Source organism: Klebsiella sp. 28, assembly GCF_018223905.1.
GTDB classification, from domain to species: Bacteria; Pseudomonadota; Gammaproteobacteria; order Enterobacterales; family Enterobacteriaceae; genus Klebsiella; species Klebsiella pneumoniae.
Genome location: NZ_JAGRQY010000026.1, coordinates 47474 through 53473, shown reverse-complemented (window position 1 = coordinate 53473; position 6000 = coordinate 47474). Strand labels below are relative to the sequence as shown.

General features: G+C 56.4%; 6 protein-coding genes. 1 reads left to right on the top strand and 5 read right to left on the bottom strand.

Features of this window, described 5'->3' with window-relative positions; translation table 11 throughout:
* The 3 genes from KHQ28_RS05215 to KHQ28_RS05205 form a co-directional block, all read right to left on the bottom strand.
* A partial coding sequence (locus KHQ28_RS05215) for a fimbria/pilus outer membrane usher protein (RefSeq protein ID WP_211777570.1) occupies positions 1–2482 on the bottom strand: 2482 nt, incomplete at its 3' end.
* A 15-nt stretch (positions 2483–2497) separates the two neighbouring features.
* Complete coding sequence (locus KHQ28_RS05210; RefSeq protein ID WP_004213066.1) at positions 2498–3193, bottom strand: molecular chaperone; 696 nt, start codon at positions 3191–3193, stop codon at positions 2498–2500.
* Positions 3194–3269: 76 nt separating this feature from the next.
* Complete coding sequence (locus KHQ28_RS05205) at positions 3270–3833, bottom strand: fimbrial protein (RefSeq protein WP_004143457.1); 564 nt, start codon at positions 3831–3833, stop codon at positions 3270–3272.
* Positions 3834–4278: 445 nt separating this feature from the next.
* Here KHQ28_RS05205 and KHQ28_RS05200 point away from each other — a divergent pair, with 445 nt between their 5' ends.
* Entirely contained in the window at positions 4279–4566 is a 288-nt protein-coding gene (locus KHQ28_RS05200) for a type 1 fimbrial protein (RefSeq protein ID WP_032418976.1), read from the top strand.
* 226 nt (positions 4567–4792) lie between these two features.
* On the opposite strand, the gene map is transcribed toward KHQ28_RS05200, so the two are convergent.
* Together map and KHQ28_RS05190 are read right to left on the bottom strand one after the other, a co-directional pair.
* Positions 4793–5575, bottom strand: coding sequence for a type I methionyl aminopeptidase (gene map, locus KHQ28_RS05195; RefSeq protein WP_032412217.1), 783 nt, complete (start codon positions 5573–5575; stop codon positions 4793–4795).
* Entirely contained in the window at positions 5556–5774 is a 219-nt protein-coding gene (locus KHQ28_RS05190; protein ID WP_002904808.1) for a ParD-like family protein, read from the bottom strand. Before KHQ28_RS05190 ends, map begins: the two co-directional genes overlap by 20 nt.
* Positions 5775–6000 lie beyond the last annotated feature (226 nt).

The window sequence follows — 6000 nt, the reverse complement described above, 5'->3', positions numbered from 1 at the left end:
TCTGCTGTAAAATGAGTGGATGGGGGGTCTGCGCCAGCGTCGGGGTGAGATCGTAGCGGGCGCTACAGCGCTGTTGAGGGCCCGGCCCCCATTGCGCATACAGGGTGCCTTTTGGCGCCAGGCCGGCCAGGTACACCTGACCCTCGCTGGCAACGATGCTGCTGGTGTCTTTGGCGCGTACTTCGCTGCCAAAGGGCAGCGGTTGTCCCCGCGACTGCAGCGTAAACAGCGCCTTATAGCCAACGTGGGTGTGAAAGCGCGCCAGAACCACCGCGTCTTTGGTAGGGACCAGCGTCACGGTGCTGTTGGCCAGATCCACATTCTCCGGCAGCGAATGGCTGTCGAGAGAGACGTCGTTGCGGTGATAGGCGGTGGCGAAGGGCAGCACGGCGTACCCGTCACCATTGGTGGCGATGGTTTTCTGGTTGGCGAGGGTCACACCGCCGGCGCCACCGGCGTCAATCAGGACGACAGCGCCATTCATTTCCGGCGTAAAGACTACCCCGTGGCGGTGAATCAGAATGCCCCCGCTGGCGCCGTAGTTCAGACGAGCGGCCTGCGAATCGTGGCTGTAGCCGAGATTCAGATCGCCCCTTCCACTGCTGTACCCGGCCGTCAGGCTGCCGCTGGACCCGTTTTGCCGATCGCGGGTTTGGCTGACGGCGTAGCTAAGCGCGTGATTGTCCAGCAATGTGCCGTTGAGGCTGACCATCTGACTGCCAACGCTGTGGCGGGAGGAGGTCAGGGTATAGCCGGCATAGCTCCCCGGCAGCAGGTGGCTCAACGGCACGGAAAGTGACAACGTCACCACTTTGTCGGAATGCGGCTTGTCATCCTCCTCGTCACCGTGGCTGCTGCGGGAGTCGCTGTAGCTGAGCGACCACGCGATACCGTGAACCTGGCTGCTGATCCCCATATTGGCGGTACGCTGTGTGGCGCCCCCTGACCAGTAGCTGTCCTGGTCGAGACTCAGATAGAGGGTGATATCGTACGGCAGGCTCTGGCTGGCGGTGATTTGCAGGGTTGCTTTTTTGTTGTCGCTATCCTGCAGGTCGTCGTCGCTACCCGGGCTGGAAAACGCCTCGCTCAGCGTGGCATAGCGCTGATGCGAATAACGCCAGCCGGTGAAAGTCAACTGCGTGCCAAGACGATCAAAACCTTTGCTGTACTGGAGCTGCCAGGCCCGGCCATCGATCGGATCCTGCTGGTGCCGGTCGCGGGCGTTTAACAGCTGCAGCGAGAGCGCCCCGGCTTCTCCCAACCCCTGTCCTGCGCCGAGCGAGAGGTTATGGTATTGCGCCGCGCTCTGCAGTCCGCCAAACAGCGTCAGGTTGTGGGCGAACCCGCGCATCAGCGACAGCTGCATCATCAACGGTCGCTGGCTGGCATCGTCGCTATGGTAGCGCCCGGCGACCAGGTTGTATTTCAGGCTGCCTTCGCGCTGCATGCTGGTCACCGAAGCATACGGCTGGGTGAAGCGGCGGATTTCGCCATCCGACTCTTTGACGGCAACCTCAAGATTGCCGCTGCTGGCGGTGGGATAAAGATCGTCAATCACGAACGCGCCGGGGGTGACGTAGGTTTGATACAGCACGTAGCCATTTTGCCGAACCGTGACCTGGGCGTTGGTTCTGGCAATCCCGCGGATGGTCGGGGCAAAACCTTTCTGCGAGTCCGGGAGCATCGCATCGCTGGAGGCGAGGGATATTCCCTGAAACTGTACCGCGTCAAACACATCGCCCGACGTGAAGGTATCCCCGAGGGTCAGTTCACTCTGCCAGCGCGTCAGGTCGCGCTCAAGCCAGGCGCCGCTGGTCGTCCACTGGGGCTTATCATCGCTGTTGGCGGTCAGGCTATTGCTGGCGCGCAGGCGCCAGGCGCCGACGTTCACGCCGCTTTTCAACATCAGATAGTTATCGCGCTCGGTGCTGCCCTCGCGGGTACGCTGGCTGGCGCCTGAATAACGATAGTTACTCTGAAAGGCGCTAATACCTTCGTCCCACAGCGCAGAGGGAACATTATCCCTCGCCCGGTGCGTCATCAGCGCCTGAGGAATGGTCATTACCAGCCGCTGATGAGCAAAATCGAAATTGACCGTGCTGCCCGGCAGCAGCGCGTTGAGTTCGGGACATGAGCGGGGCGTTGCGCCGGGCGCCTGGGACAGCACGGCCGGGTTAACTCCGGCCTGCAGCAGATCTTCCGGCTTAAGGCAGGGCATGAGCTGTCCGCGATCGTTCTGGCGAAACGTGACGGTCTTACGGGCGTCCAGCGTGACGCCGTTGACCTGCCAGCTCACCGGATAGGCGCCTGGCGGCTGGCCCGCCTGCTGATTGAAGCGTTGCAGATCCACTGCCGGCAAATGGTCGTTTTTCTCCAGCAGATCCATATTAAAGGTCGCCTGGGCGTGCAAGAGCGCGCTCTGTCCGCCCAGCAGGATGGAGAGGCTGACGACGGTAACGGTATGAGCCGGGCCGTGGCGCATCGCGACATCAGACGCTTAGTGCGCCGAAACGGGGGCGCTAAACGTCTGCACAGCGCCAAAGTCATCCAGAATGCGCCAGCTCACCTCGCGGGCGCAGGCCTCGCCGGGGAGGGAATACTCTTCACGGCTGTGAGGAGCAATCACGCTGCGCTCAAGCGGCGTTTTCTGGTTCTGGCCCGCGCAGCTGAGCGTGGTGATAGTCACATAATAGGGGGAGGCATTCTCCGCCTGCAGATGGTTGCCGCTGACCCGCCAGCGCAGGTGCTGCGCCGCGTCGAGCGCCGAACCAGGGAGCCCTGCCGGGCGATAAATGAGCTTCAGTTGATTCTTAATAGCAAATTGCAGAATGTTCTCGCCAGCCGGCGCGGTATTGGCGGGAATCACTTTGATATTCAGGGTGAACAAACTTTCCCGATCGTTTGGCAGTTGCGCCGAGGTTAATAACACGCGCAGATCGTTGCTGTCTCCGGCATCCAGACGGAACAATGGCGGGGTGACGATAAACGGTGATTTATTATTATCAGCCAGATCGTCTACCCAGCTCTGAATAAGCACCGGATCGTGAGGATTGGTGTTTTTTACCGTGATGTCTGCCTCATGGCTTTGTTCATTATAAATGACACGTGTGCCGGCAATGGCAACCCCGGCGGCAGACGCCAGGAACGGGCAAAAGAGAAGGCTCAGGATAAAAGCCGCTTTATAACACTGCATAATTGAGGATCCGGTCACGAGGAAGAGAATAAGGGCAGGAGGACGCTGCCCTTGGAAAAGTGGCAATCAGGACATTCTATTCGTACACAATATCAATATTGGCCGTGGCATTAATATTGCCGGCAGTGACATCCTGTGAGGAATCGCTCTTCAGATCGGCAATAAAGTTAAATGCAATATCACCGTTTTCGTCGGCTTGCGAAACCGCCGTTTTGCTCTGCTTGTCAAAGGTCAGCTGAGTGCCTTCCGTTGAGCCGTCAGGGGAAGAGAAGACTTCAATGCCCACCCCTTTGGCGGTATCCGCGGCGTCGGAGAGCGCCAGCACGGCGGCGCTGGTGCCGTTAGCGTTGGTGTCCGGAGTACCTTCCAGGCTGATACTGATGTTCTGCGCCAGTGGGCAACCGGTGAGGTTGATAGTGAACGGCGTTTCTGCGGTTTTCGCTTCATGGGATTTCAGCGCCGACATATCGACGTTGCCAAAATCGACATTAACATCGCCACCGTTATTGGCGATCTGGCAGGACTCGTTAATAATTTTACCGGTGAAATTCAGTGTACCCGCCGCGCGGGCGGTGGTCACAGTAGCCAGACTTAAGGCCAGCAGTGAACCAACAACCAGCAGGGTGCCTTTTTCTTTCATACTCAAACCTTATTAAATAATCACAAGTTAACAAAAGCATTTAACATTTTTAAAGCATGTTTTTTATTTCTGTTCACAAAAAAACGGTAAGCATCGCTAATGTATATTACCGTCGGGGGCGGGATTATACGGAGAACATCGTAAAGGCCCATTGATAAGATGTGTTAAGCTGTAACATTATTTATTTTTTGGTGTAAGTATAATCTCATTAAATATTAAAAAGAGTCCCATACGTATAATGCATTATTTCCGGGAGATAACTGTTCTGAGCAAATTTTACGAAAAAGTTGCTGTTAATCCCGGCAGTTGACCGGGTGGCCCGGAATAATCATTTACGCTGCCGCTATTTTGCAGTAGCGTGGAGTGACGGCAGGAAGCCGCAGGTTGTAGGGCACAGAAACGATGCTGTGCCGCGCAGTGTCACCCGTTATCAAGGAAGATTGCTATGTCTCCATTCCGTCTCGCTCTGATATGTCTGTGCCTGGCGCCGCTGGCGTCGTCTGCTGCGCTTTCCGGCCAGGTTCATTTTTCAGGACGGGTCATCAATCCGGCCTGTGTTATCGCCCCCCGGCACGATCGTATCGATGTCTCGTGTCAGCACCATTCACCGGAACAGGTCGCCTTGACAAACAACCGTCCTCGCTACGCCATGCCGGACAATCGCGGTGAGGTCAGTATTCACTGGCGAAATGCGCAGCATAGTGAAGCGGATGTCATTATTCGCTATCGCTAAGGCAGGATAAAGGCAATGAAGAGTAAGCTGATGCAAGAAGGTAAAGGATAAACCGTTGTGCGGTTTATGCGCGCATCAGCCATAACCAGCGGGCAGGCGCGCGCGCAGAAATCATTCATGAAAACAATTATTGCCGCCGCCCGGCGGCAGAATCAGGTGTCGTCTGGCGCCCAAGTGAGCTCCGGGATCGGAAAGCGGCCCACCGTCATAGAGAAAGGGAAGCAACTCAGCGGATCCGCGACTGTTCATCGTCGCGTAACGTCAGCACCTCAAAACCGTTGGCGGTGACGGCCACGGTGTGCTCCCATTGCGCGGAGAGTTTTTTATCGCGGGTAACCACCGTCCAGCCATCTTTTTTGGTTTTGATACGGCTGTCGCCCTGGTTGACCATCGGCTCAATGGTGAACACCATGCCTTCCTGCAGCACGGCGCCTTCTCCGGGGCGGCCGTAATGCAGCACCTGCGGTTCCTCATGCATTTCCTGACCGACGCCGTGACCGCAATATTCTCTGACCACGCTATAGCCATGCTCCTCCACCCAGCGCTGAATAGCGTGGCCAATATCGCCCAGCGTCGCGCCAGGCTTCACCACCTCAATGCCTTTCCACATCGCTTCATAGGTAGTCTTTACCAGCCGGCGGGCCAGCGGGGAGACATCGCCTATCAGGTACATCTTACTGGAGTCGGCAATCATGCCCGCTTTCTCGAGGGTGATATCGACGTTAACAATCATCCCGGAGCGCAGATGTTCGCTCGCTTTGGGGATCCCGTGGCACACCACATCGTTAATGGAAGTGTTCAACACATAGGGAAAATCGTATTGCCCCTTGCTGGCCGGGCGGGCGTGCAGCTGGTTGACGATAAAATCTTCCACTCGATCGTTAATCGCCATCGTCGTTACGCCGGGAACGATAAAAGTATCCAGCATATCAAACACTGACGCCAGCAGCTGGCCGGCATGGCGCTGCCGGGCGAGTTCGTCGGCGGTTTTAATGATTATTGATGGCATTGATCACCTCCAGCAGACGGTCAGAGCCGGATTTCAGCATCAGCAGTTTGATCTGCTGGTGGTTAAGCTCAGGGTAGAGTTCGCTCATCATGCCCAGACGGATCCAGTATTCCGCCTGGGCATTGACGGAGCGGGACATGGCTTTGCTGGCATCACGAATATCATCGTGCAGCAGATCGGAGATTTTGACGATTCCCATAGATATATACCGTAATGATTCGTATATACATCGTATACAATCCAGCGCGGGATGTCCTTGGCATTTTGTGGCGTGGATGGCGAGCACCATGCAAAAAAGCCCGACCAGCGGGCTTATATTCAGCATTTTTTCGGGTTAAAAATTCGCGCTGTGCACCATGGCGAAAATTACCCATTAGATTATCGGTATGCAGAAAGAAAATAACATGATGGCGACGCATCAATAT